Below are 25,433 nucleotides of genomic sequence, written 5' to 3'. Positions count from 1 at the left end.
CAGACATGATCATTATTACGGATAACATCTGATGAAGGAAGAACCCCTTCTTCTGTTATCTGATTTATAGAAACTTATTAACCAAGTAGTCTTGATTGACTACATCATTATTATACTAGGAGGCGATCCTATGTATCGGTCGACAGAAGCGTTTGAAAACCTGGTACAGCAGGATTCGCGAACTTTTAAAGTTCTACTTACATACGAAAATGTGTCGGTCACAAAAGTTAAAAATATCAAATTTACTGGCGGGTCAGAAAGCGAAGATGATTTTTCCATCGGATCAACTATGTCACAGTATATTGAAGTAACAATTCCGGATGGAAACCTTCTGATCGAAGGAAAAGAAATTTTTTTGCAGGTCGGAATGGATGTAAATGGACTGGAAGAATATGTTCCGATAGGATATTTCACAGCGGGAAAGCCCAAAAAAGCAGATGATCAGATTGTATTTACAGCTTACGATCGTATGATGAATACGGAGCGGCCATTTTCTATGAATGGTACAACTACAACTACAGTTGAAGTTTTAAAAACAATTGAAGAGATCACGGGAATTCCGGTAGTGACATCTAACTTAGCGAGCATCCCCATGAATGTTCCAAGAGGGTATAGTTGTAGGGAAGTTCTTTCTTATGTATCACAGTTTTACGGGGCGTTCGCAACATGCAATCGTACAGGTCGGATTGAATTACGCACATACGAAGATTCTGATTATAAAGTAGAACCCGGTAGATATTGGGACAATTTCGAACATAACGATTATGCATTTAATGTTTCGAAGCTCGTATGCAACACAGGACAAGATAAAGATGGAAACAGCATTTCCATATCAGCCGGGTCAGGAACAAGGTCCGTGTCTTTTTATAATCCGTTTATGACACAGACGATTCTCAATGATGTGATTACAACATTTGAAGGATTTTCATATATGCCAGGAACTGTGAAAATGCTGGGCGATCCCAGACTGGACGTGTGGGACGTATTGACCATAAAAGATTTGTCGGGAAATTCTTACAAAGTTCCGGCTATGAAAGTAGAATGGGAATACGATGGAGGCTTAACTTACTCTATCGAAGCTGTAGGACTCTCTGAAGAAGAGACGAATATGGATTATAAGGGCCCAAAAATAAAAGAAATGGATCGGTACTACGCGGAATTGGTTTTAATAAACCAAGCAATCATCAATAAATTAGATGTGGATACTGCGAATATCACATATGCAACAATCAAAGATCTGGACGTAGTAAAAGAAACCGTACAGGAACTACACGGAGAATTAGGGGATTTCAAAGATCTGACGGCAACAAACTTCGAAGCTGCAAATGCAAAAATCAGTGTGCTGGATGCTGATTATGCGAACATAAAAACTCTACTATCGGGCTCGGCGGGAGTTGGAGATCTGGAAAATATACATCTGACTTCACAGAATGCAACGATAGAATCGGCATTGATAAAAACCGCGGTAATGCAAACCGTTACTATTGCAGACCTTCTCGCAGGGGATATAAGTACAAATAAATTCAGAATTCTTTCTGATGATGGGGGAATTTTAATCCAGGGAGCGACACAGCAATGGAAAGACACTGACGGGACAGTAAGAATGCAGGCTGGACGCGATGCGAAAGGTAATTTTACATTTTGCCTTTTTGATTCGGATGGAAAAGGCATTTTAATTGACTCGACCGGAGTGAAACCCGAGGCAATTGCCGAAGGATTAATTATCGACAAAATGGTTTCTGGTGATGCAAATATATCTGCGAAGAAATTAGATATTGCGAGCATATTTACGGAGATAAATGCAAGTACGGAAACAATCAAAGCTTCAAGAATTTGGCTGGATGAACAAAATCAAAACTTGAATCAGATATATTCTCAAATAAAATCAGATCAGGATAAAATGTCAGAAAGTATGACCACAATCGAAAGTGGCTATGATGGACTGAGGCTAAAAATAGAAAATCTGACAGATGATGTGACTACAAACAGCACGGAAATTTCTGCTATTCAAGGGAAAATTAGTGCGCTTATTTCGGAAAGCGAAATTACAGAGTTGGAGAACGGAAAAACGACAATGTACAGCCGTTTAAATTCTGTAGAACAGACGGTTTCGGGATTTGAAAGTAAAATTTCAGATCTTAAAACGCAATATGACACAGTGGGCGGGCAATACACATCATTAGACAGCAAAGTTGCAGAATATAAAGCCAGTGTAGATGAATTTTCGAGTAGTCTTACTTCACTTACTACACGGATTGACAATGATTATAGCACAACAGAGACAATCAGATCGATAATAACGCAGGAAACAAGCAAAGTCGAAATGTCTGTGTCAAACACTTATGCTACCAAAGATGCGCTGAATACAACAGAGCAAAAAGTCGCAAATTTGGAAAGTTGGAAAAGCGAAGCATCTCTGAAAATAACAGATAGTGCAATTGTATCAACAGTAAAATCCAGTTCTGAGTGGGGAACAAAAGCAGACAAGGCTTCCTTAATTAGTGAAATAAATCAGTCATCTGAAAAAATAACTATAAAATCAAACAAAATCAGCTTAGAAGGAACAGTTACTGCAAATAGTTATTTTAAAGTAAATACAGATGGATCGATTGACGTCATATACGGAACAATTGGAGGATGGAATATAAAGGACAGCTCCTTGTCATCAAGAGGAGCGATTCTGAGCGCAATAGACGGATCAATGCAATTCGGAACTGGCAAAAACAAAGTTTGTAAACAGGATTCCGATGGAACCTTATACTATACGGAATATACAAATGACGACAACTATTCAGGTTTATTGTTCGGGAGAACTGGCATCAAAGCATACAGCCTGACAGATGGAATACAAGAAATTTGGATAAATGGAGTGGAACCGGATTCGAACTGGATTCTGAAGTATACGAAAAAGAAAGTAACCATAAATGCAGATAGGATTAATTCAGATACGGTATACACAAAAGGATGTTCATTTGGAAACAATATAACAACAAACGGAACACTTTCGGTAGGTGGAAAAACAGGACTAAAAGGAGACGCCTATGTTGCTGGAGCATTTACGTTTAGAGATTATAAAGAGGAAGATTCGAACACAAGTACACGGAGAAGACCTGTAGCATCGGCGAGCAATATATTAAATAGAGTGGCGTATTTATCATCATCAGTAAAATCTGGCAAAGCGGCGTTAACTATATCGGCACAATGGGGTTCAAGCAACTATACCACGAAAGTACTGTACAACGATTCTGCTTCTGACGTTAGATTAAAGAAGAACATTGAAAACAGCAAAGTCTGTGCTTTAATGGCGGTTATGAAAATGCAAGTACGATCATTTGACTGGAAAACATCTGAGATACATCAAAAAATAGGACTTGTAGCTGACGAAATTGAAAAAATAGATCCCTTATTAACTGCAGGGGGCGGATACAACAAAGATGGAAGTATGAATATTAAGCAGATTGATAGATTGCTTTTGACAGAGTACGCCATTAAGGCTATACAGGAATTAACAAATATCGTAAGGAAACAGAATAAGCGCATAAAGACATTAGAGAGGATGAGGCGATGCTGATTGCAGAATTCTCCCGAAGGGGAGAAGAAATTGAGATAGACGATGAACTCTGGCAGTACGATTACGGCCAGAAAATTCAGATTAAAGGTCTGGATCTTCCAGAAGTATTCGAGGTTCATTTTGCTTGGAAAGACATTGAGAAGGCGAAAGTAGTTACCGGTTCTACTGTAGACGGGGTATCTACAGTAGATATCCCCAACATCGCTCTGGAACAGAGGAGAATGATCACAGCTTATATCTACCTGTCAGATACTACAGAAGGCGAAACGGTCAACACGATCCTTCTTCCGGTCAACCGCAGAAAAGCACCAGAGAATTTCGAAGCGCCGGAGGATGTAGACCTGTTTCACCACACTCTTGCGGCGGCTGCGGAATATCAGCGGAGAGCAAAGGAATCAGAGAAAAATGCATCCACACAGGCGGCAGATGCGGAAGCCTGGGCGCATGGCCGGGAAGATCATCCGGAACAGGCACGGGACAACGCAAAATATTATGCAGAACAAGCTGCAAAAATGGTGTCTAAGATTGACAACGCAGAAGCCGCTATAAAACAGGCCGGACAAAAACAGATCCAGGCAATAGCCGAAAGCCTTGATAACACTTTAACAGCAGAAGGGAAAGCAGCTGATGCAAAGGCCGTAGGTGAAAACTTCGCTAAAGTGAACAAAATAACTGATTCACTAAAGGAAGATAAAATTACCAAACCAGCCGAAGCCCCAACTATCGGCAAAATTCTTCGGGTAAAATCCGTCAACGAAGATGGCACATTCATTTGTGAATGGGCTGACGGTGGTGGAAGTAACTTGGATGTGCGGATTGATGGCGAGAGTATCGTGCGTGATGGAGTTGCGGAGATACCAATGATGGGTCTTGGCAAAAGCGGGCTTGTTCAATTTAAGAACGGTTTCGGATTACAATGTATCCAAAATTTTCTGCTTGTGATGGGAGCAACGGAAACTGAAATAGCAAATAGAACTAGAAACAGATCGCCAATTTTGGCTAATGATATTGACTACGCCGTCAAAGCCGCCATGTGTGACGGAAAAGGTACTGCATGGACAGCAGAGGAACAGGCGGCGGCTAGGGAGAGGATGGGAACTTGGACTACCATTGCAGATATCACATTAGATGAAGATGTAAATTCTATTGATGGTGTGAGTGTGCAGGGTTATCGAAAATATAGCGTAGTTTTACTGTTATCACAACTTATAACAGTAGACTGTTATATCCAACCTAGATTAATTTGCGGAAATAGTACGACTGGAGCCGCATATGAAAGCGCAAAAAATATGAATTTTTTGTTTTATGATATCGAAGAGTTTGGATACATAGGTGGTGAAAACAGTAGTTCTCTGTTTGGGTGTGAGTCATACAAAAGTGAGATAGGTGCAATAAGTCCAAACACTTTTAAGTATTCAACAGCAAAAATCAATTATAATAGTGCTGGTAAATTTCCATTTTTAACGGGAATTGGAGTTATTATAAGTGGCGCAAGCATTCCTTCTGGTAGTCGAATGATCATAAGGGGGCATAACTGATGAAAATAGCCGAATACAAACAAACAGGAACCCGTACAGAGGAATACAAAGTAACCATCCCAGATGAGTATGATAACGAAGGCAAACTCATCACTGAGGAGCATGAAGAAACCCGCACCCGTGAAGTACCAGTGATGGGAATGGTCTACAGAGATATGACATCCGAAGAGATTGCTGAAATGGAGAAGATACAAGCAGAAATGCCAGAGCAACAACTGACCGCAGAGGAACGACTGGATAAAGTAGAACAGCGTACTGATACACTTGAAAGTGCAACAGACGACCTTGTTTTAATGATGGCAGATTTGATAGGAGGAAATGAATAATGAAAACATTGAACACACTTAAATTAAAAATCATGGTAAGAGCATTCCGTATCAGAATTAAGAACGGAGAAGTATTCGAGGACATTGCAGCGGATTATCCAGCATTGACAACAGATGATCTGGAAGCGATTCGAGAAGCACTGAATTTAGAGTAATTAACTAAAGCGGGCCCTAACGCGTTGATTGTAATTTGCAGTGGTTGGAGTGGTCTGGGTACTGGAAATAAATTAAAAGATACAGCAGATTATGAAGCAACCGGAAAAGGTGTTTGGTATGAGGGGTAAACAATAAAGAATGTTGCTAACTACTTTTCAATCAATTTTTTTGATTTATGGGGAAGCACTGGTGTAAATCCGTGGAATCATATAATGTACATTACAGACGGAACGCATCCGTATAATGATGAGGGGAAGAAAGCGCTTGCACGGGCATATACGGATGCAATCAAAAGATTGACACCTAGAAATTATTAAAATTAACTGAAAATACTTGTGAAGGATTTTTCAATGATTTATAATATTGCCAGAAGAATAAATATAGTATAGATGTGGAGGGGAATTTATGTATATTTTTTGGGATAATTCGAATATTCATTATGCTGGTTTGAATCAAGTTCGACCAATGTTGGAACCAACAGCGAAGAAAGAATTGTATAGAACATATTTTTCAAATTTACTGAAACTTGTGGTTCAAGAAAGGGAAGTTGAAAATATATATTTTGCGGGAAGTGTACCGCCTAAAGGTGATGCGTTATGGAATCAGATAAGGAAATTAGGAATTACACCTTCTTTGCTTCCGAGGAGTATATCAGATGGAGAAGCTGATACAACAGACCATGTTTTACAACTTGCGTTATTGAGGTTGTATATGGATAGTCCGGAACCGAAAACAGTTGCTTTATTGACTGGTGATGGAGCGGGAATAAATGATGGAGAGGGCTTTTTAGCTGATGCCAGGCGCTTGGCTCAAAAAGGATGGAAGTTTGAGGTCTATTCTTGGGATGCAACTTGTCATAAGCTATTAAAAGAATTTGCAAAAAATAATGGAAAATATGTAGAACTTGAAAAATACTATAAGAATATAACATTTATAAAAGACACAAGGATGGCAGAACCGTTATAAAGGTTAAAATTAAAAATGAGACTGTTAGATCAGAAATGTTTCTGGTGGTTACAGTCTCATTTTTATATATCGTAGTAGAATTACAATAGAGCCGAAAGACTCTTATTTTTATACTTATTAAAATTGCGCCGGCGCAACATCGGAGAAAGGAAAAAATAATGAAAGAAAATTACATCAAAGCATTTTTTACAGCAATCTTTGCACTGATCAGCTCTGCTTTAGGAGTACTGACGGTGCCAGTTTTACTTATGGTGGCCTGCAACGTACTTGACTATGCCACCGGCCTTATGGCATCCACATACAGATCTGAGGACATCAACTCATATAAAAGCATCCGTGGAATTATGAAAAAGGTGTGTATGTGGCTTTTGGTAATCGTGGGAGCGATCATTGACCAGCTTCTTTTATATGCGTCCCAGACTGCAGGTATCACATTACCATTTACATTCCTGGTAGCCTGTATTGTTGCAATCTGGATCATCTGCAACGAGATCATCAGTATCCTGGAAAATATCAAAGACATGGGAGTGACAATCCCGGCATTCCTGATTCCACTTGTAACACATGTAAAATCTCAGGTGGAAGATAAAGTCAATATCGATACAGAAAAAGAAAATTCAGAGGGCGAGTGATCGTCCTCTTTTCTTATCAGTAAAGGAGAAACAACATGCTAAAGATTATGGGAAAATCCCAGGCAAGCATTGAACAGATGAGAACCTATATTAAGAAGGTTAATCCGCAGGTATCGGATTCCGTCGTAAAAATGATTCCTTTATACATCACTGAAGGAACAGCAGAAAACGTTCGTGGAGATATTGCTTTTGCCCAGTCCTGCTTGGAAACTGGGGACTTTACATTTAGTGGGTCAGGAGTAACGCTTACCCAGAATAATTTTTGTGGCCTGGGCGTAACCCAAACAGGTATGAAAGGAAGCAGTTTTAAGACCCCAGCGGAGGGCATCCGGGCACAGATCCAGCACCTGCAGGCATATGCTTCTACGGACCGATTGAAGAATCGTTGTGTGGATCCGCGATATACTTACGTAGTACGTGGCAGCGCAGAATATGTCGAGCATCTCGGCATTCACGAAAACCCGAAGGGCTTGGGCTGGGCATCCGGCCGGAATTACGGCCAGAAGATCATCAACATATTGAACGACATATTATCTATCAAGACATCAAAAACAGAAAAGGAGAGCAACGCCATGAACATCATCAAAATGATCAGCAAGAAAAACTGCTATATCGGCCAGAATAAGCCTGCTTATATCGTAATCCATGAGACAGACAACTGGAGTAAGGGAGCGGATGCAAAAGCCCATGCTATAGCAATGAAGAACGGCAATCTGGCCGGAACCGTGCACTACTATGTAGATTCCAAGTCTGTTTACCAGACACTCGATCACAATGACGGAGCCTGGGCCGTGGGAGACGGAAAAGGAAAATATGGCATCACAAACCGTAATTCCATCAACATTGAGATTTGTGTAAATCCGGAAACAGACTACTATAAAGCGGTAGATAAGGCGGAGCAGCTGGCAGCACAGCTTCTGAAGCAGTATGGATGGAGAACAGATCGCCTGAAACGCCACTATGATGCTTCCAGGAAGAACTGCCCGCGCCGGATCCAGGCAGAAGGACGCTGGCCGGAATTTGTAAAAAAGACTGTAGCATATATGAAGGGAGCAACGACAGTGAAGAATACGACAACAAAGAACACCGTAACATTAACTGACAAGATCGAAGTCCAGTTCCCGGTAATCCAAAAAGGCAGCAAAGGAACGGCTGTATCCATGCTGCAGGCCATGCTCGGAGTAAAGGTGGATGGTGATTTCGGAAACGATACAGATACCTCGCTGAAAGCATTTCAGAAAAATGTAAAGCTCACAGCAGACGGGATTTGCGGAAAAGACACTTGGACAAAGGTGATTGAACACATGAAAGCCAACACAAAATAAGCATAAGAACAGGTAAGAATGAAGCGATAGCTAACAAATAGCTAACATTATTCGGAAAAAGCCTGAGAATAAAGGAATTTCTGTTTTCGTACAGGAAGCTGCTGACGCTGGCAAGTTCTAATTTCGAATAACGAAAAATATTGGAAAAGGCTGTAAACTCAAGGGTTTGCAGTCTTTTTTTTTGAGTGGAAATAAAATGTTCTCAAAAAGTGCGAAAAAACAGGAATAGCTAACATATATCTAACACGTAGCGAACACTCGTAGTTAATACTTTTAAAATATAAAAAAGATACCGTAAGGTCATCAGTCTTGATGAGTTTACGGTATCCTTTTTGAAGTGTAAAGCGGAATGGGAAAGACCGCTTTGTATTACAATTATATTTAAAAAGGAAGGAGACCGGGAGTTTTAACGCTCCCGGTTAAAAGTATGAAAAAGAAAAAGTTGTTTAGCAGTTGCATTTACTTGCTTGCTGTTTACAGGTAATAATATATCGAAAAAATGTGAGCAAATCGTGATGCAATTTTGAAGAATTTGTGAAACAAATTTCGGAGCAGTTCATAAAATAAAACAAAGCTGCAAGGAGGGAGAAGATTTATGGAAGCGCTTGTGAATTATATTAAACCGGAACTGCTGATCACAGCAGTCGCTTTGTATTTTATGGGAATTGCGCTGAAGGAAGCTCAGGCTGTGAAGGATAAATATATTCCACTGATACTTGGAGGTGTGGGGATCCTTGTATGCGGGATCTATATTTTTGCAACCTGTTCCTATAATACGGCACAGGATATCGCAATGGCTGTATTTACTTCCATGACACAGGGAGTTCTGGTGGCGGGGCTTTCTACATATGTAAATCAGCTGATCAAACAGCTGGAAAAAGATGAATAGCTGCATAGAATAAAGAGAAGACAAAAAACAGGAAATTTTTTATGAATATCATAAAAATGATCAGCAAAAAGAATTGTTATATCGGTCAGAACCGGCCGGCATATATTGTGATCCATGAAACGGATAACTGGAGTAAGGGGGCAGATGCCAAAGCTCATGCCAATGCAATGAAGAATGGCAATCTGGCTGGTACCGTGCATTATTATGTGGATTCAAAATCTGTATATCAAACACTGGACCACAGCGATGGTGCCTGGGCAGTAGGGGACGGAAAAGGAAAGTACGGAATCACGAACCGGAATTCTATCAATATCGAGATCTGTGTGAATCCGGAAACAGATTATTATACGGCGGTAGACAAGACAGAACAGCTGGCGGCTCTTTTACTGAAACAGTATAGATGGGGAACAGATCGGCTGAAAAGACATTACGACGCGTCCAGGAAACACTGTCCGAGACGTCTCATGGATGAAGGGAAATGGACGGAATTTGTGAAAAAAACAGAACTATATATGAAAAATGGAAACTCACAAAATAAGAATGGAACAGCAGAGAGTAAAAATACGAAAAAATCAGATACAACAGAGAAGCTAAATGTGCAGTTTCCAATCATCAGAAAAAACAGTACTGGATCTGCTGTTTCTATGTTGCAGGCAATGCTCCAGGTAAAAGTGGACGGAATCTTTGGAACACAGACAGAAACCTCGCTGAAAGCATTTCAGAAAAATGTAAAGCTCACAGCCGACGGGATCTGCGGAACAGAAACCTGGAAGAAAGTGGTTGAACATATGAATGCAGATCGCTGAAGTATTATAAATGAATTCTGTTTTGAAAATATTGGGCAATAGATTTTAACCAACTAAAATAATTCCAAATAAATTTCCTGTGGGATTGAGAATATCCGCTTAACCCATTTTACAAAAAAGATCAAAGGGAAAATCCATCGATTATTTGATGGATTTTCCCTTAATATTTTTTATTTACGCATTTTTCAGTGCCTGATCCAGATCTTTGATAATATCGTCCACGTTTTCAATACCAATGGAAAGGCGGATCATTCCAGGAGAAACTCCTGCTTCAACCAGCTGTTCATCGTTCATCTGGCGGTGGGTATGGCTGGCAGGATGAAGAACCATGGTAATGGAAGCAGCAACGTGTGTGGCGATGGTAGCAAGCTTCAGGCTGTCCATAAAGCGGACTGCTGCATCACGGCCGCCGGTCAGTTCAAAGGAGATAACACCACAGGTACGGCCGTCCTTCATATATTTCTGAGCCAGTGCATGATATTTATCATCCGGAAGTCCGGCATAATTTACGTGAGAAACTTTTTCGTGTGCATTTAGGTATTCGGCGATCTTCTGGGCGTTGGAGCAGTGACGCTCAACACGCAGCGGAAGTGTCTCCAGTCCAAGATTCAGAAGAAAACAGTTCATTGGAGACGGAATAGAACCCAGATCACGCATCAGCTGGGAAGTGGCCTTGGTGATGTAGGCTTTTTTGCCAAACTGTTTGGTGTAGATCACGCCGTGGTAGGATTCATCCGGCTCGGTCAGGCCGTGATACTTATGGCCGTAAGCATCCCAGTCAAAGTTGCCGCTGTCAACAATGGCGCCGCCTACCTGAACGGCATGTCCATCCATATATTTGGTGGTAGAGTGAGTGACGATATCTGCACCCCACTCGAACGGGCGGCAGTTTACCGGTGTGGCAAAGGTGTTATCCACAATAAGAGGCACGCCATTTTTGTGTGCAACCCGTGCAAATTTCTCAATGTCCAGGACAACCAGTGCTGGATTGGCGATGGTCTCCGCAAAGAGAACTTTTGTGTTCGGTTTAAATGCAGCAGCAATCTCTTCCTCTGTTGCGTCGGTATCAACAAAGGTACAGTCAATGCCAAGTTTTTTGAAAGTAACGGCAAGAAGATTAAAGGTTCCTCCGTAGATCGTAGAAGCAGCAACAACATGGTCACCCGCTTCGCAGATATTAAATACTGCATAGAAGTTGGCAGCCTGTCCGGAAGAAGTCAGGATTGCGGCAACACCACCTTCCAGATCTGCAATTTTTGCAGCAACGGCATCATTGGTCGGGTTCTGGAGACGGGTGTAAAAATATCCATCTGCTTTCAGATCAAATAACTGGCCCATTTCATCGGTGGTGTCATATTTGTAAGTGGTGCTCTGGCAGATTGGAAGCGCGCATGGCTCGCCTTTGGAAGGAGTGTATCCGGAATGGATACATTTGGTTTCTAAGCTGTAATCGTTCATATTTAAAAATCCTTTCTGTTGTGTTTTTGTATAGAAGTTTTGGATACAGATAAGAGAATATATTTATATACTTTATATAAAACTATATGTAATTATAACTCTTTGTGTGTGAAAATACAACAATATTCTCCATAAACCTTACCGGAGTATACGGGAAATAAAACATTGCGTTCTGGTGCACACATAAAAAATGTTAGAAAATTAACAGATTAAAAAACAGAAAACGTACTGGAAACACACATCCAAAATGAATAGAAATCACGCATAAACGCTGTAAAATCAATAAAAACTTGTGAATAAAGTAACAAATCGTGAAAAACGCATAAAAACAAAATGGAAAATTTGTATAAAAAAGATATTGCGTTCACGTGCACAAAATGATAATATAACATCATCAAAAAGAACACGAAAACAGAAAACAATAAAAGGAGTCAAGCGGATATTCGCAATCCGCTTCGCTACTTGCTCATAACCGAATAACTGCTTCACAGTTGATTCGGTTAAAAAATGAACGGAGGAATTTAAAATGTTAAGAGTAGGAATTATCGGATGCGGCGGAATGGGAAGAGATCATATCAGAAGACTGACCGAGAAGATCCAGGGAGCAGAAGTAGTAGCTGTTTCAGATGTATTTGAGGAAAGTGCAAAGAAAGCAGCCGAGATCTGCGGCGCAAAAGTTTACACAGACAGCAGGGAACTGATCAACGCAGAGGACGTAGATGCAGTATTTATCGTATCTCCGGGCTTCGCACATGTAGATTCCCTTCTCCAGGCAATTGAAGCCGGCAAGAGGATTTTCTGTGAGAAACCATTATGTACCACTGCTGAGGATTGCCTGAAAGTAGTGAAAGCAGAGGAAGCAGCAGGCAAACATCTCATCCAGCTTGGATTTATGAGACGTTATGACAAAGGCTACCAGCAGATCAAGGAAGCCCTTGCAACCGGAGAGTACGGCGAGCCGCTGATTCTTCACTGTACACATAGAAACCCGGAAGTAGGAACCAATTATAATACTCCAATGGCTGTGCACGATACCGCAATCCATGAGATCGATGTTCTTCACTGGCTGGTAGATGACGAGTATGAATCTGCACAGGTTGTAATGCCAAGAGTGACCAAATATTCTCATTCTGAGCTGAAAGATCCGCAGATCATGATGCTCCGCACCAAAAAAGGCGTGTGCATTGATGTGGAAGTATTTGTAAACTGCAAGTTCGGATATGACATCAACTGTGAAGTGGTATGTGAGGATGGTGCACTGAAAATGGCACAGCCGGCTTACCCGTCCATCCGCAAAAACGCAGCTGTATCCAGTGCCATTGACACAGACTGCTTCGTAAGATTTAAAGATGCTTACGATAAAGAGGTTCAGGACTGGGTTGACAACGCAGAAGCAGGCGTGATCACAGGACCGAACGCATGGGACGGATACCTGGCAGCGATCACAGCGGACGCTCTTGTAAAAGCACAGGAAACCGGACAGATCGAGAAAATCGTTACAGCAGTTGAGAAACCGGAATTCTATAAATAAGTATATTACAGATAAGTAAACCCCACCTTTAAACAGGATCAAGTAAGATCCCAGGCAGGGACATACAAAGAAATAAGCAGCGAATGCGATTGACTTTATCCGCTTGATCCAATAATTTTACAGAACTCCACCTCATCAAGTGTGAGTTATCATACCAGCTTATTGTCGCAGGCTTTCCCAATGAGCCTGTGGCGGCATTCACCGGCAGAGTCCGATTCCGATACGGTTTTATCGAAACTGCAGCGGGAAATCTGCCGGTGAGAGTAACCAGAAAGATCAGGCTGAAAAGAAATGCCTGCATGCTGGCAAATCGAAAATACGGATAATAAAAATACAAAATAGCACAAACACAAAGCAACAGAAAAATAAAAAAGAAAATAAGAATCGGTAAAGTCTGCATGATCCAACAGAAACAGGGGCGGTTCCCCTGTGCGCAGAAAACAGGACATAGAAATCCAGACAAAGTACACCGGTTTCGGACATATGGAGGGTATCGAAGATGAAATTAGGATTTAATGAAGCAACTGCACTGGAATGCAAAGGACAGTCTCTTATGGCAGATCTGGAGATGTGTGAAAAATATGGCTTTGATTACATTGAGATCCGTTTTGACTGCGTAAAAGACTATCTCAAAGAACATACACTGGAAGAACTGGCAGACTGGTTTAAGAATCATCACCTGAAACCGTGGGCATACAACACCCTGATCTTTTTCAACCAGAGAGATGAGGCAGGGGAAAAAGAAATCGATGAAGAAGTAGATTTTATCCTGAAAGTTTCCAAAGCGATCGGAATGAAAATGCTGATAACAGTTCCAAGTTTTGATGTAAAAGACAAATCTGTCAGCGAGATCAAAGAAGAAGCAGTTGCACGTCTTCGCTACCTTTCTGACAAAGTGGGCGCAGATATGAAGATCTCCCTGGAGTTCTGTGGTGCACCGAACTGCTCCATCAACCAGTTTGGAACAGCATACGATGTGGTAAAAGCAGTAGACAGAGACAATGTGGGCGTTACCGTGGACACTTTCCATTTCCATGAGATGTGTTCCCGTCTGGAAGACCTGAAAGCAGCAGATGGCAAGAAGATTTTTGCATACCACTTAAATGACTGTGAGGATCTTCCGCTTGGTTCCTGCGGAGACGACAAGAGACTCTGGCCGGGAGAAGGCGTGGTAGATCATGCAGGAATCGCGGCAGCACTGAAAGAGATCGGTTTTGACGGTGTATGCACCATCGAAGAGTTCCGTCCGGAGTACTATGCAATGAGCCACGAGGACAACGTGAAAAAAGCAGCAGAAGTTACCAGAGATTTTGTACAGAAATATTTCGGATAATTCATTCAGAAAGGTCCGACCTTAAACCGATAGGAGGTAGATACTATGGCTGGTAAGGGAATCCCCGAATTGCTGAATTATAAGCAGAAGGGTAAAGACTTGAATGAATTCATCAAGGTTCCGGTGTCAGAAAAACTTGCGTATTGTTTTGGCGACCCGGCGCTGACGCTGATGTATACCATGACAACAACTCTGCTGATCTATTTTTATACCAATGTTGTTGGAATTTCAGCAGGAGCTGTTGGAATGATCATGCTTTTGTCCCGTATTTTTGATGGATTTTCCGATGTGTTGATGGGAACCATTATCGACAGGACTCATTCCAAATATGGAAAGGCCAGGATCTGGATCTTAAGACTTGCAGTTCCCTATGCGCTGGCAGCGGTGCTTCTGTTCACCATGCCGCCGTTTGGAAACATGGGAAAGATCATCTATGCGTTTGTGACCTATAACATTATGAACACGGTTGTATACACTGCCATCAGCCAGCCGTTCCACGCACTGGGATCTCTGATGAGCCGTGACCGCCGTGAGCGTGATGTGATCTGTAACATCCGTATGGTATTGTCTATCACGGCAAGTATGATCATTACCGCGTTCACGCTGCCGCTGATCAATATCGTGGCAAATGTTACCGGCAACCAGCAGATGGCCTGGATCCTGGTAACAGCAGGTTATGCGATCATTTCCGTCGGCGTGCTTGTGAACACTTACATGGTCTGTACAGAGCGTGTTTCTGCGGCAAAACAGGAAAAAGAAGATATTCCTTTTGTGGAAGCTTTTAAAGCAACCGTTACCAACCGGTATTTCCTTATCGCCCTGGGGCTGATGATCTTTTATACTGCATATCAGATCATCATTGGAACGGACCTTACCTATTATTGTCAGTATGTACTTGGAAATGTAGACCTTGTTATGCCTCTTTCAGCAGCGGAGAAACTGGCAACTGTGGCAGGAATTGCCCTCCTGCCAAAGGTGCTTCCCCGCTATGGAAAAAGAAATCTCATCTGTGCAGGCTGCATCCTGGGTGTTGCGGGACAGCTTCTGTTCCTGATGAATATTACCAGTGTTTCTCTTGGTGTTGTGACCTGTATCATGAGAGGAATCGGAATCGCACCGTTCTATGGCGTGCAGTATTCTCTTCCAAGTGATGCCATTGAGTATGGCCAGTGGAAAACAGACAAACGTGTGGAAGGTCTGATGTTCTCATCTATGAGCATGGGCCAGAAAGCCGGTTCCGGACTGACTTCCGCTATCATGGGTGGAATCCTTTCCGCTGCATATTTTGATGGCACCAAGGCAACCGCAGCAGAGCAGTCTGCAGAAGCTATCCGTGTGATCAAAGGTTTTTATCTGTATGTTCCGGTAGCAATCTGGGTAGTGATGTTTGTGATCGCGGCCTGCTATCAGCTGGATAAAGTCTATGACAAGATGATGCGGGAACTGATCCAGAGAGAATCCGGAGAAGGAAACGTTTCTGTACCGGGAGAGATCCAGTCCATGCCAGCACCGGCAGTTTCCGGAAACAGGATCAATGTAGCGATTGGAAGACTGTACGGCAGCAGCGGAAGAAAAATCGCGGAGGATGTTGCAAAAGCGCTGGACTGCAGGGTTTATGACCGTCAGATCATCTGTCTCATGGCAGAAAAATTCGGTATGGAAAAAGCAGATCTGGAAAGTGTAAGACAGTATCTGGATTCTTACAATTATGAAGATTCCGAGCTTACGTTTTCCCCGTACGGACATTCATCGGCAGGTGCGGCAGCAGATTATACAGGCGCCCAGATGTTTGAGGTGCAGAGCCGGATCATCCGTGAACTTTCAAAGAGGCGTCCTGGTGTATTCCTGGGAAGATGTGCCAACTATGTGCTTCGCGGAGAACCGCATACATACAGCTTTTTCGTGTATGCAGATGATGATTACCGGGAAAAAGAAGGCCGGGAATATTATAAAGGCCAGTCTCTTGACGAGCTGAAGAAGCGTGACCAGATCCGAAATGAATACTATGAAAAATTTACCGGAATCCGCAGAGACGATCCCCATTATTATGATATGGTGATCAATGTTTCCAAAACAGGTGCAGCCGGAGCGGCCGGTCTGATCCTGGATTATATCAAAAATAAAGAAGAAAAAGGAGGGAATGCGTCATGAAGATCGCATTTGACGTAGATGTGCTTGCAAAACAGATGGATATCAATCGTATGGTCCATCAGGTGGCAGACTGGGGATATAAATATATTGAGCAGTCTCCACATCCGAGGATCAATCCGTTCTATAAACATCCGCTGTTTTCCAAGGAGTGTGAACAGGAATACAGACAGGCTTTGCGGGAAACCGGCGTGGAGATTTCTTCCTTTATCGTCGTATACCGCTGGTCCGGCCCCACAGAGGAACAGAGACAGTTTGCAGTTGCCAACTGGAAACGGATGATCCAGATTGCGGGAGATATGGGCGTAAAGGTTATTAATACAGAGCTTTCCGGTGATCCCAACCAGCAGGAAATCTGCAATGGAATGTGGTTCAAATCCATGGAGGAGCTGCTTCCGCTGATCGAGCGTGAAGGTATCCGCGTGGAGATCCAGTCTCATCCTTATGATTTCTGCGAGCTGAATAATGAGACCTGTGATATGGTAAAATCTTTCCGGTCTCCGAACCTTGGTTATGTGTATTCTTCTCCTCATGGATTTTTCTATGATGAGGGCAAAGGAGATGTGCGGTCCATGCTGAAGTATGCGGGAGACGAGCTGACACATGTGTTGTTTGCAGATACTTTTAATCAGACTATGGACTGCCGGTATATTTTAAATCCGCCGTGGCTGAATGGCCGTGGAAAAGCGGATGTGACGGTACATCAGCATCTTGCTATGGGTGAGGGCGATGTGGATTTTGATGGTATTTTTGAAACCTTAAGAGATATGGATTTTGCGAATAAACAGCTGAGGGTGGATGCACCGAAGGCTGGTGGTGATAATATTGCCTGTGTTTCGATGTTTGGTTTTCCGGAGAAGATGGATAGGCAGGCACCGGAGGCTCGGGAGAGGATTGAACGGGAATTATTAAAATAGTGGTGGGGAAAAATCTGTCGTGCTGGGTGCGGCGGATTTTTTCTTTTTTGATTAGTAAAACGGACGCCCCGGGCAGCGGATCCATTCCGCTGCCCGGGGCTGTGTGTTCAAAGTGGAAAGTTGGATGGGGGTGTGCGTCCGTACAGATTTTGGGAGGGGTAGGGTGGCTGTGTGACGGTGTGGGCGGAGGTATAGGGTTGTTGAGGATGATAAGTTGAGTGGCTGCTCGGTGGGTGGTGGGCCGTCGGGCGCTTCGCTGGACGGCTGCAATGGCTTAGTTTGTATGTGAGATGATGTGTGGGGTATAATGATAACGATTGTTTATATGAAGAGGCGATGTCCGTCCCCCTAACGTCAGCTACCCGGAATTAAGTCTTATAATCAGGAAGTTACCTTTACATTTAACGCGATAATAACAATTAGATACTTGACCTAAAGTAAACTTTAGATGTTAAAATATAAAAAGTAACGTGTGAATGACAGGAATGTAGAGAGGATAGAAAATGAGTGTAGAGAATATAAAAACAGATAAAGAATTAAAGGGTGCGTATCTTACAGGGGAGCGTCCTTTGTTTCATGGGAAGAAGTTGCATATTGAACAGACGATTTTTAATGATGGGGAGTCTCCGCTTAAGGAGAGTCGGGATATTGTATTGGAGAACAGTTCGTTTCAATGGAAATATCCGCTCTGGTACAGCAAAAATATAGAGGCGAGGGATTGTACCTGGCTGGAGATGGCGCGTTCTGGGGTGTGGTATACGGATCATATCCGGATCGAGGATACGTTGATTGAGGCGCCGAAAAATTTCCGCCGCTGTCATGATGTGACCCTTGATAATGTGTATCTTGCCAATGCGGCAGAGACGTTCTGGAACTGTGAGGGTATAAAACTTGCACATGTACAGGCCAGGGGTGATTATTTTGGCATGAACAGCACAGATATCACTATCGATGATTTTAAACTTGTTGGTAATTATGCTTTTGATGGTGCAAAAAATATGGAAGTCCATAATGCCAGAATGTTGTCAAAAGATGCTTTCTGGAACAGCGAAAATGTTACGGTATATGATTCTGTGATTCATGGAGAGTATCTGGGCTGGAATTCAAAAAATCTCACATTTATCAACTGTACCATAGAAAGTCTGCAGGGACTGTGTTATATTGAAAACCTGAAAATGATCAACTGCACCCTTCTGAATACAACTCTGGCTTTTGAGTATTCGAAAGGGATCAATGCACAGATCAACGGCAGGATCAAAAGTGTCATGAATCCGTCAGAAGGCAGGATTCAGGCAGAGGAGATCGAAACACTGATTCTGGATCCGGAAAAGATCGATCCGGCTGAAACCGAAATTATCTGTCCCACAGTTGGGGAAAAGCTGGATAAAGCGCCGGAAGCATAAAAGCTCTGACAGATAAAGAAAGGAAAAAGAAATGAGCATATTTGACGAAAAAACAGACCGCCGGCATACTGGCTCCATGAAATGGGATGTAACAGAAAAAGAACTTCCTATGTGGGTGGCTGACATGGACTTTCAGACAGCTCCACAGATAACGGAAGCCATTGTAAAAAGAGCACAGCACGGAGTATTTGGATATACCCTGATTGAAGATGAATGGTATGACGCCTATCAGAACTGGTGGAAAACACGCCATGAATGGGCCGTCGAAAAGGAATGGCTGATTTTCTGCACAGGCGTTGTACCTGCAATCTCCAGCATTGTGCGTAAGATGACAACCACAGCAGAAAAAGTTGTGGTCATGACTCCGGTATACAATATTTTCTTTAATTCCATCATCAACAACGGTCGGTTCATTCTGGAAAGTCCGCTGCATTACGAAAATGGTGCCTATGAGATTGATTTCACAGACCTTGAGGAAAAACTTTCAGACCCACAGGCATCCCTGCTGATTCTCTGTAACCCGCACAATCCTGTAGGAAAAATCTGGGACAGAGAAACACTGGCAAAGATCGGCCAACTATGTGCAAAACATCACGTGCTAGTATTATCCGATGAGATCCACTGCGACCTGACAAAACCAGGCAAAGACTATGTACCTTTTGCCTCAGTATCTGAGACCTGCAGAGAAAACAGCATCACCTGCGTGGCACCCACAAAAACCTTTAACCTGGCAGGACTACAGACAGCAGCAGTGATCGTTCCAAACCCTGTGCTGCGGCATCGGGTCAACCGCGGATTAAATACAGACGAAGTGGCAGAACCAAACGTATTTGCAGCCATTGCACCGGTAGCTGCATTCAACTATGGAGCAGAATGGCTGGACAACTTAAGAGAATACCTCTGGGAAAACAGACGATATGCAGAAGACTTTATCACAAAAGAAATAAAAGGAATCCACGCAGTCAGAGGAGAAGCCACATACCTGCTTTGGCTGGACTGCCGCGCAGTAACCGACGATGCAACCAGATTTTGCACCTTCATCCGCCAGCACAGCGGACTCTACGTATGCGACGGCAATGAATATAAAAACGGACAAAGCTTCTTACGCGTAAACCTCGCCTGCCCTAAAGATACAGTAATAGACGGCCTCAATCGCCTGAAAGACAGCACCCAGGCATACCTGGAACAGAAAAATAAAACCGAATAAACAACCAAACAATTATTCAGAGCAAAGATACGAAACAGAAGCAAATTCCAATAACCCCATCTAACTGAAAAAATCAAGAGACCTGGAGTTTATAGTAATTTCCCGGAATATACATTCCTGGTAATTGTTGTAAACACCAGGCCTTTTTTATTCAAAAAAATGTTAATCACTAAATTTACCAGGTAAAAAAATATCAAGTAATTAATTAACCCAAAATAAATACACACACGAATTCATTTTATTTAAAATTTGAACACCCCTTCGCCATCCCTCCCCGTCCGTCTGCAACCAATCCATCCATTCCCTCACAAAAACTTTACAACAAATCAAACAACTGTCTTGTCACATGTAAAGAACTATGGTATTATGTGTAAGATATTTTGAAAAAACCACAAAACAAAAGCAGGAATAAAAGAAAAACCCCTGTAGGAAAGGTGAAAATAATGACAGTAGCAGAAGAAATCCAGAAATTAAAAAAAGAAAAAGACGCCATCATCCTGGCGCACTACTACGTGCGCCCCGAAGTACAGGACGTAGCAGACTATATAGGAGACTCCTTTTACCTTAGCAAAATTGCAGCCAGCGCAAAAGAAAAAACCATCGTATTCTGCGGCGTAGGCTTCATGGGAGAAAGCGCCAAGATCTTAAGCCCCGACAAAACTGTACTCATGCCCGCAATGGACGCAGACTGCCCCATGGCACACATGGCAACTGAAGAAGGAATCCGAAAAGTAAGAGAAGAATACGACGACGTAGCAGTTGTCTGTTACATCAACTCCACAGCAGCCTTAAAAGAACTCTCCGATGTCTGCGTAACCTCCGCAAACGCTGTAAAGATCGTAAAAGCACTCCCAAATAAAAATATCTTCTTCATCCCAGACAGAAACCTGGCCCACTTTATCGCAGAACAGGTACCGGAAAAACACTTCATCTATAACGAAGGCTTCTGCATCGTTCACGAATTTATGGATCCCGAAGAAGTAAAAGAAGCAAAAGAAGCCCATCCGGAAGCACTTGTGCTGGCCCATCCGGAATGTCCTCAGACAGTCCTGAAACAGGCAGATTATATCGGAAGCACATCCGGGATCATCAAATACGCTCAGGACAGCAACAACAAAGAATTCATCATCTGCACAGAATGTGGCGTACAGTACAAACTGGAAACCACCTGCCCGGACAAAAAATTCTACTTCACAGAAACCGTACCAGTCTGCAAAAACATGAAAAAAGTATTTCTGGAAAAAGTGCTCCATGTTCTGAAAACCGGAGAAAATGAAGTCCATGTAACTGATGAAACAAGAGAAAAAGCAAAGAAACCGCTGGAGCGGATGCTGGAACTTGCAAAATAGAGACAGAGAGGCGAAAACAATGAAAATCAAGACAGACGTAGTAATCGTAGGAACAGGTGTTGCGGGAATGTTCAGCGCACTGAAACTTCCAAGAGACAAAAAAATCGTGATCATCACAAAAGAAGATATGCGAAGCAGCGATTCCTTCCTGGCACAGGGCGGGATCTGTGTACTCCGTGATGAAAATGATTATGATAGCTATTTTGAAGACACCATGAAAGCAGGACATTACGAAAACAGAAAAGAATCCGTAGACATTATGATCCGGGGATCCAGAGATGTGATCAATGACTTGGTAGGTTACGGCGTGGACTTCAAAATGGATGGAGATGATTTTGCCTACACAAGAGAAGGTGCACATTCCAAACCGAGGATCCTTTATCATGAAGATATTACAGGAAAAGAAATCTCCGAAAAACTTCTGGGACAGGTTCTGAAACTTGAAAATGTAACCGTTCTGGAATATACTTCCATGCAGGACATCCTTGTAAAAAACGGCAAATGTATCGGATTGAAGGCAGTTTCCGCAGAAGCAAACAAAACACGTCTGGAAGCAATGGAAGCAGGAGAAAAGGTAAAAATCCAGGAAGAAATCCAGCCAGGCGGAGAGCTTTCGGTAGAAATCTACGCGGAAGACACTATCCTTGCAAGTGGCGGAATCGGCGGAAGATATCAGCATTCCACCAACTATCCACACCTTACCGGTGATGCCCTGGATATTGCGAAAAAACACAATGTACGTCTGGAACATCTGGACTATGTACAGATTCACCCTACGACATTATATTCCAAGAAACCTGGCCGCAGATTTCTGATCTCCGAGTCCGTCCGCGGAGAGGGTGCAGTGCTTTATAACAGCAAAAAAGAACGCTTTGTCAACGAACTGCTTCCAAGAGATGTGGTAACAAAGGCAATCCAGGAAGAGATGAAAAAAGAAGGAACCGACCATGTATGGCTTTCCATGGAAAACATTGACAAAGATACCATCCTTCATCATTTTCCGCATATTTACGAAAGATGCCTGGAGGAAGGCTACGATGTAACAAAAGAATGTATCCCGGTAGTTCCTGCCCAGCATTATTTTATGGGCGGTATCTGGGTTGACTCTGACAGCAAGACCAGTATGGACCAGCTGTATGCAGTAGGCGAAACCAGCTGCAATGGGGTACATGGAGCCAACCGCCTGGCAAGCAATTCCCTGCTGGAAAGTCTTGTATTTGCCAAACGTGCCGCAAAAGCAATCTCCACTGAAAAGAAAAGTGCTGCAGGAGCAGCGTGAAAGAAAGAGAAGGTACTGTATAATGAATAAGATCACAATGACACTCCAGGTAGACCACCTGATCCTGGAGGCTTTAAAAGAAGATATTTCAAGTGAAGACGTTACCACCAATTCCGTTATGAAAGAGGCGGTTCCGGGAGAAGTAGATCTGATCTGCAAAGAGGACGGAATCATTGCCGGACTGGAAATTTTCAGCCGTGTATTTACACTTCTGGATGCTGACACAAAAGTAGAATTATTCTGCAAGGATGGCGACGAAGTAAAAAAAGGCCAGAAGATGGGAAAAGTTACCGGTGATATCCGTGTACTTCTCTCCGGTGAGCGTGTAGCCCTCAATTATCTTCAGAGAATGAGCGGAATTGCAACTTATACCCATTCCGTTGCATCCCTTCTTGAAGGAACCGGCATCACCCTTCTGGATACAAGAAAAACCACACCGAACATGCGTATTTTTGAAAAATATGCAGTACGTGTAGGCGGCGGCCAGAACCACAGATATAATCTTTCTGACGGAGTCCTTCTGAAAGACAACCACATCGGAGCAGCAGGAAGCGTTGCGAAAGCTGTAAAAATGGCACAGGAGTATGCTCCTTTTGTCCGTAAGATCGAAGTGGAAGTAGAGAGCCTTGCCCAGGTAAAAGAGGCAGTTGAAGCAGGCGCAGATATCATCATGCTTGATAATATGACTCCGGAAATGATGAAAGAAGCCGTACAGCTGATCGACGGAAGAGCCAAAACTGAGTGTTCCGGAAATGTTACAAAAGAAAATATTGCAAAGATCAGGGATGTTGGTGTAGACTATGTATCAAGTGGTGCATTAACACATTCTGCACCGATCCTTGATATTTCCCTGAAGAACCTTCATCCGCTTTCCTGAAGATCACGGAATTTTACAGAATACCGAGTGCTGTGACAGAAAAATATCCGGAACATCAGAAAAGCAGAAGGATGTATTGCCGGAAGCAGATATCAGGACCAAAAGTACAGGCACAGCCAGGAAAGGGGAAGCTTAAATGACTGGTTCAGAACGCAGGACAGCGATCATGGATCAAATTAAAAACAGTGACCGGCCGGTCTCGGGAAGCGCTCTGGCCAAAACATTTCAGGTCAGCAGACAGGTGATCGTGCAGGATATTGCACTGATACGTGCAGAGGGGAATAATGTGATCTCCACCAACCGGGGATATATCCTCAACGCCCCGCATACAGTGAGTCGGATCTTTAAGGTGCATCATACAGATGCGGATCTGGAGAATGAGCTCTGCGGAATTGTGGATCTTGGCGGAAAAGTGATCAACGTAATGGTCAATCACAGAGTTTACGGACACATCGAGGCAGAACTGAATATCGGTTCCAGGCGCCAGGTGGAGAATTTTATGGAGGACATTCGAAACGGTAAGTCTAGTCCTCTGAAGAATATTACATCGGATTACCATTACCATAAAGTAGAGGCAGAATCAGAAGAAATTCTGGATATGATCCAGGATATGCTGAAAAGACGAGGCTTTCTGATCGAAGCAGAATAATAGAAATCGGATACAAAAAGAAAAGATGTACAGAATAGGGAAATTCTGTTAGAATAGAAAAAGTGAAATGAAAGATAAGAGAAGGAATCCTGTGTGAACAGGGTTCCTTCTTGCACCCTGTAAAAAATGCACAGGTGGGGGAAAACAGGCTGCAAATATGGGACGAGAAAGAACAGCAGCCGGATATGTATGGAGGGGAAATGGATTATCAGAGTTTATTTACATTTATTCTGGAAATGGCGGGAACGATTGCATTCGCTGCTTCCGGAGCAATGGTAGGAGTGCAGAGAGGAATGGATATTTTTGGTATCTCGGTTCTTGGAGTGGTGACAGCTGTGGGAGGTGGAGCGACCAGAGATATCATTCTGGGAATCGTGCCGCCGGGAATGTTTCAGAATCCCATATATACCATTGTGGCAACGGTGACATCCTGTATTGTGTTCGCCATAATGTACTGGAAACAGGAACTGCTGGAGGGAGAGAACCGGCTGGTCTATGATAAGATCATGCTGGTGATGGACTCTGTGGGCCTGGGTGTGTTTACAGTTATGGGAGTGGATAAAGGGATCACAGAAGGATATATGGGAAGGACGTTTTTCCTTGTGTTCCTTGGAACGGTTACGGGCGTTGGCGGCGGACTGATCCGTGATATGATGGCAGGCGTGCCGCCGTATATTTTTGTGCGTCATATTTATGCTTGCGCGTCCATTGTAGGAGCCATTGCCTGCGTGTGGGTATACCGTCTGTGGGGAGGCGTCCCTGCTATGGTGATCGGAACTGTGGTGGTGATACTGATCCGGTATCTGGCGGCTCATTACCGGTGGAACCTGCCGAGGCTTCGTAGAGAATAAGAGTAGTAATACAGGAAAAGATCCGGAACATTTGAAAGATAATGTTCCGGATCTTTTCTGGCTGTATGGCAGAAAAATAAACCACCTGCTCGGCAGGTGGAGGGAGTAGCTTTAGCTTCAAGTAAAAAACCTCCTGTGATAATATAAAAGTGGGTCCGCAAAACTCACATAATATTATCAAGGAGGTATCCAAAATGGATAAGAACAGTTTAAGTCATACAA

Annotated in this window: 21 protein-coding genes and 1 pseudogene; 21 read left to right on the top strand and 1 reads right to left on the bottom strand. The window is 43.0% G+C overall.

Going from position 1 to position 25,433, the window contains the following annotated elements; genetic code table 11:
• Positions 1 to 130: 130 nt before the first annotated feature.
• The 10 genes and pseudogenes from KQI39_RS16150 (at position 131) to KQI39_RS16110 (ending at position 10,209) form a co-directional block, all read left to right on the top strand.
• The gene (locus KQI39_RS16150; RefSeq protein ID WP_216419580.1) at positions 131 to 3,571 is read left to right on the top strand and encodes a tail fiber domain-containing protein; all 3,441 of its coding nucleotides are present in this window, start codon (positions 131 to 133) and stop codon (positions 3,569 to 3,571) included.
• Positions 3,565 to 5,109: a hypothetical protein gene (locus KQI39_RS16145; RefSeq protein WP_216419578.1), complete on the top strand. Its 1,545-nt coding sequence runs from the start codon at positions 3,565 to 3,567 to the stop codon at positions 5,107 to 5,109. Before KQI39_RS16150 ends, KQI39_RS16145 begins: the two co-directional genes overlap by 7 nt.
• Entirely contained in the window at positions 5,109 to 5,435 is a 327-nt protein-coding gene (locus KQI39_RS16140; protein ID WP_216419576.1) for a hypothetical protein, read from the top strand. The genes KQI39_RS16145 and KQI39_RS16140 overlap by 1 nt, the downstream gene beginning before the upstream one ends.
• Positions 5,435 to 5,590: an antitoxin gene (locus KQI39_RS16135; protein ID WP_216419574.1), complete on the top strand. Its 156-nt coding sequence runs from the start codon at positions 5,435 to 5,437 to the stop codon at positions 5,588 to 5,590. The genes KQI39_RS16140 and KQI39_RS16135 overlap by 1 nt, the downstream gene beginning before the upstream one ends.
• Positions 5,591 to 5,996: 406 nt before the next feature.
• A complete protein-coding gene (locus tag KQI39_RS16130) occupies positions 5,997 to 6,557 on the top strand; it encodes an NYN domain-containing protein (protein ID WP_216419572.1) in 561 nt (186 codons plus the stop codon).
• A 158-nt stretch (positions 6,558 to 6,715) separates the two neighbouring features.
• The gene (locus KQI39_RS16125) at positions 6,716 to 7,189 is read left to right on the top strand and encodes a phage holin family protein (RefSeq protein WP_216419570.1); all 474 of its coding nucleotides are present in this window, start codon (positions 6,716 to 6,718) and stop codon (positions 7,187 to 7,189) included.
• Between the two features lie 41 nt (positions 7,190 to 7,230).
• Positions 7,231 to 7,722: pseudogene (locus KQI39_RS17980) on the top strand (glucosaminidase domain-containing protein); the annotation flags it as partial.
• A 39-nt stretch (positions 7,723 to 7,761) separates the two neighbouring features.
• Positions 7,762 to 8,514 carry a peptidoglycan recognition protein family protein gene (locus KQI39_RS17975; protein WP_334300800.1) on the top strand — a complete coding sequence of 251 codons (753 nt, stop codon included), beginning with the start codon at positions 7,762 to 7,764 and terminating at the stop codon, positions 8,512 to 8,514.
• A gap of 595 nt (positions 8,515 to 9,109) precedes the next feature.
• Positions 9,110 to 9,403 carry a phage holin family protein gene (locus KQI39_RS16115; RefSeq protein WP_216419566.1) on the top strand — a complete coding sequence of 98 codons (294 nt, stop codon included), beginning with the start codon at positions 9,110 to 9,112 and terminating at the stop codon, positions 9,401 to 9,403.
• 41 nt (positions 9,404 to 9,444) lie between these two features.
• Positions 9,445 to 10,209, top strand: a complete 765-nt coding sequence (locus KQI39_RS16110) for a peptidoglycan recognition protein family protein (protein WP_216419564.1) — start codon at positions 9,445 to 9,447, stop codon at positions 10,207 to 10,209.
• A 174-nt stretch (positions 10,210 to 10,383) separates the two neighbouring features.
• Here the strand turns inward: KQI39_RS16110 and KQI39_RS16105 are convergent, their stop codons facing one another.
• Positions 10,384 to 11,667, bottom strand: coding sequence for an O-acetylhomoserine aminocarboxypropyltransferase/cysteine synthase family protein (locus KQI39_RS16105; protein ID WP_021976272.1), 1,284 nt, complete (start codon positions 11,665 to 11,667; stop codon positions 10,384 to 10,386).
• A 526-nt stretch (positions 11,668 to 12,193) separates the two neighbouring features.
• Here KQI39_RS16105 and KQI39_RS16100 point away from each other — a divergent pair.
• From KQI39_RS16100 to KQI39_RS16050, 11 genes are all read left to right on the top strand, one after another.
• Entirely contained in the window at positions 12,194 to 13,198 is a 1,005-nt protein-coding gene (locus KQI39_RS16100) for a Gfo/Idh/MocA family protein (RefSeq protein WP_021976271.1), read from the top strand.
• Between the two features lie 499 nt (positions 13,199 to 13,697).
• Positions 13,698 to 14,531, top strand: coding sequence for a sugar phosphate isomerase/epimerase family protein (locus KQI39_RS16095; protein ID WP_118062631.1), 834 nt, complete (start codon positions 13,698 to 13,700; stop codon positions 14,529 to 14,531).
• A gap of 45 nt (positions 14,532 to 14,576) precedes the next feature.
• Positions 14,577 to 16,682 (top strand): cytidylate kinase family protein, encoded by a 2,106-nt coding sequence (locus tag KQI39_RS16090; protein ID WP_216419562.1) that lies wholly within the window; start codon positions 14,577 to 14,579, stop codon positions 16,680 to 16,682.
• Positions 16,679 to 17,596, top strand: coding sequence for a sugar phosphate isomerase/epimerase family protein (locus KQI39_RS16085; RefSeq protein ID WP_118062629.1), 918 nt, complete (start codon positions 16,679 to 16,681; stop codon positions 17,594 to 17,596). Before KQI39_RS16090 ends, KQI39_RS16085 begins: the two co-directional genes overlap by 4 nt.
• 503 nt (positions 17,597 to 18,099) lie before the next feature.
• A complete protein-coding gene (locus KQI39_RS16080) occupies positions 18,100 to 18,999 on the top strand; it encodes a DUF3737 family protein (RefSeq protein WP_216419560.1) in 900 nt (299 codons plus the stop codon).
• 31 nt (positions 19,000 to 19,030) lie between these two features.
• On the top strand, positions 19,031 to 20,206 hold the full coding sequence (locus KQI39_RS16075; protein ID WP_216419557.1) for a MalY/PatB family protein: 1,176 nt from the start codon (positions 19,031 to 19,033) through the stop codon (positions 20,204 to 20,206).
• A 443-nt stretch (positions 20,207 to 20,649) separates the two neighbouring features.
• A complete protein-coding gene (nadA, locus tag KQI39_RS16070) occupies positions 20,650 to 21,555 on the top strand; it encodes a quinolinate synthase NadA (protein WP_021976265.1) in 906 nt (301 codons plus the stop codon).
• Positions 21,556 to 21,574: 19 nt separating this feature from the next.
• Positions 21,575 to 22,834 (top strand): FAD-binding protein, encoded by a 1,260-nt coding sequence (locus KQI39_RS16065; protein WP_216419555.1) that lies wholly within the window; start codon positions 21,575 to 21,577, stop codon positions 22,832 to 22,834.
• A 22-nt stretch (positions 22,835 to 22,856) separates the two neighbouring features.
• Positions 22,857 to 23,711: a carboxylating nicotinate-nucleotide diphosphorylase gene (nadC, locus tag KQI39_RS16060; protein WP_118062625.1), complete on the top strand. Its 855-nt coding sequence runs from the start codon at positions 22,857 to 22,859 to the stop codon at positions 23,709 to 23,711.
• A gap of 136 nt (positions 23,712 to 23,847) precedes the next feature.
• Entirely contained in the window at positions 23,848 to 24,360 is a 513-nt protein-coding gene (locus KQI39_RS16055) for a transcription repressor NadR (RefSeq protein WP_118062624.1), read from the top strand.
• 200 nt (positions 24,361 to 24,560) lie between these two features.
• The gene (locus KQI39_RS16050; RefSeq protein WP_148447559.1) at positions 24,561 to 25,211 is read left to right on the top strand and encodes a trimeric intracellular cation channel family protein; all 651 of its coding nucleotides are present in this window, start codon (positions 24,561 to 24,563) and stop codon (positions 25,209 to 25,211) included.
• Positions 25,212 to 25,433 lie beyond the last annotated feature (222 nt).

Origin of the sequence: Blautia sp. MSJ-36, from assembly GCF_018917985.1 — a bacterium.
Lineage (GTDB): Bacteria > Bacillota > Clostridia > Lachnospirales > Lachnospiraceae > Blautia_A.
The sequence above is the reverse complement of the archived record's forward strand: the minus strand, read 5'-3'. Positions and strand labels throughout refer to the sequence as shown.

Excerpts from the sequence above, each read along its gene's own strand:
- KQI39_RS16150 (WP_216419580.1), top strand. The coding sequence starts at position 131 with ATGTATCGGTCGACAGAAGCGTTTGAAAACCTGGTACAGCAGGATTCG.
- KQI39_RS16145 (WP_216419578.1), top strand. The coding sequence starts at position 3,565 with ATGCTGATTGCAGAATTCTCCCGAAGGGGAGAAGAAATTGAGATAGAC.
- KQI39_RS16140 (WP_216419576.1), top strand. The coding sequence starts at position 5,109 with ATGAAAATAGCCGAATACAAACAAACAGGAACCCGTACAGAGGAATAC.
- KQI39_RS16135 (WP_216419574.1), top strand. The coding sequence starts at position 5,435 with ATGAAAACATTGAACACACTTAAATTAAAAATCATGGTAAGAGCATTC.
- KQI39_RS16130 (WP_216419572.1), top strand. The coding sequence starts at position 5,997 with ATGTATATTTTTTGGGATAATTCGAATATTCATTATGCTGGTTTGAAT.
- KQI39_RS16125 (WP_216419570.1), top strand. The coding sequence starts at position 6,716 with ATGAAAGAAAATTACATCAAAGCATTTTTTACAGCAATCTTTGCACTG.
- KQI39_RS17975 (WP_334300800.1), top strand. The coding sequence starts at position 7,762 with ATGAACATCATCAAAATGATCAGCAAGAAAAACTGCTATATCGGCCAG.
- KQI39_RS16115 (WP_216419566.1), top strand. The coding sequence starts at position 9,110 with ATGGAAGCGCTTGTGAATTATATTAAACCGGAACTGCTGATCACAGCA.
- KQI39_RS16110 (WP_216419564.1), top strand. The coding sequence starts at position 9,445 with ATGAATATCATAAAAATGATCAGCAAAAAGAATTGTTATATCGGTCAG.
- KQI39_RS16105 (WP_021976272.1), bottom strand. The coding sequence starts at position 11,667 with ATGAACGATTACAGCTTAGAAACCAAATGTATCCATTCCGGATACACT.
- KQI39_RS16100 (WP_021976271.1), top strand. The coding sequence starts at position 12,194 with ATGTTAAGAGTAGGAATTATCGGATGCGGCGGAATGGGAAGAGATCAT.
- KQI39_RS16095 (WP_118062631.1), top strand. The coding sequence starts at position 13,698 with ATGAAATTAGGATTTAATGAAGCAACTGCACTGGAATGCAAAGGACAG.
- KQI39_RS16090 (WP_216419562.1), top strand. The coding sequence starts at position 14,577 with ATGGCTGGTAAGGGAATCCCCGAATTGCTGAATTATAAGCAGAAGGGT.
- KQI39_RS16085 (WP_118062629.1), top strand. The coding sequence starts at position 16,679 with ATGAAGATCGCATTTGACGTAGATGTGCTTGCAAAACAGATGGATATC.
- KQI39_RS16080 (WP_216419560.1), top strand. The coding sequence starts at position 18,100 with ATGAGTGTAGAGAATATAAAAACAGATAAAGAATTAAAGGGTGCGTAT.
- KQI39_RS16075 (WP_216419557.1), top strand. The coding sequence starts at position 19,031 with ATGAGCATATTTGACGAAAAAACAGACCGCCGGCATACTGGCTCCATG.
- nadA (WP_021976265.1), top strand. The coding sequence starts at position 20,650 with ATGACAGTAGCAGAAGAAATCCAGAAATTAAAAAAAGAAAAAGACGCC.
- KQI39_RS16065 (WP_216419555.1), top strand. The coding sequence starts at position 21,575 with ATGAAAATCAAGACAGACGTAGTAATCGTAGGAACAGGTGTTGCGGGA.
- nadC (WP_118062625.1), top strand. The coding sequence starts at position 22,857 with ATGAATAAGATCACAATGACACTCCAGGTAGACCACCTGATCCTGGAG.
- KQI39_RS16055 (WP_118062624.1), top strand. The coding sequence starts at position 23,848 with ATGACTGGTTCAGAACGCAGGACAGCGATCATGGATCAAATTAAAAAC.
- KQI39_RS16050 (WP_148447559.1), top strand. The coding sequence starts at position 24,561 with ATGGATTATCAGAGTTTATTTACATTTATTCTGGAAATGGCGGGAACG.